A 767-nucleotide genomic window follows, 5' to 3' on the forward strand; every position below is an offset into this window, starting at 1 on the left:
GCCGTCGTTGTCGGTATCTAACGAGTCCTCAATAAAATCGAGAGGGAAAGCATCGTTAACATCTAAAACGCCGTCACCATCATCGTCATCATCAGCGTTCATGCCCAAGGCTATGCAAGCGGCATCACATTCATTCGGCGCGCCGTCATTGTCGGTATCTAACAAGGCACCAATAGCAAAAAGTGGGAAAGCATCGTCAACATCTAATATGCCGTCACCATCCAAATCGTTAGGGTTAACTTGCTCAAGCGTCACTTGTGACAATAAAGGCGTGCGAGAGGGTGACAGCGAACGCAATTGGGCTTTCCAGCGCAAATCGTCAGTGCCCGCATCAGGAAAAGCAAAGACTTGACCCGGCGTGACCTGATGCCATTGAATACCACCATTATTCGATACATAATAATCGATGCGGGTATTGCGCGTCGTGGGCGTGTTGCTGGTTTGAGTGACATTAAACCTAACCGCCAAAATATCGGTTTCAGTATCATTAACCTTGTTTGAAACAACCCGCCCAGCATGCGTCATAAAGCTGACCTGGCGATACAGTTTGTTTGCGCCATTATTACCATCCAGCACATCCAAATCCCCATCGCCGTCGATATCCCCAAGGGTAAGCGCACGGGTGCTACCCCTCTCATTGCCAATGTTTACGCCCGTCGTGCTAAAACTACCACTGCCCTCATTTAGGTACAGCTTGTTGCTTTGATTAAAATTACCCGCCAGCACATCCAAATCTCCATCGCCGTCGATATCGCCAAGAACGAGCG

Annotated in this window: 1 protein-coding gene; it reads right to left on the minus strand. The window is 49.0% G+C overall.

Annotation, left to right across the window (positions count from 1 at the left end; genetic code table 11):
* On the minus strand, positions 1-767 hold a 767-nt coding region (locus CXF95_RS26270; protein WP_198556716.1), incomplete at both ends, for an FG-GAP-like repeat-containing protein.

This window comes from Paraglaciecola sp. MB-3u-78 (assembly GCF_002835935.1).
Lineage (GTDB): Bacteria > Pseudomonadota > Gammaproteobacteria > Enterobacterales > Alteromonadaceae > Paraglaciecola.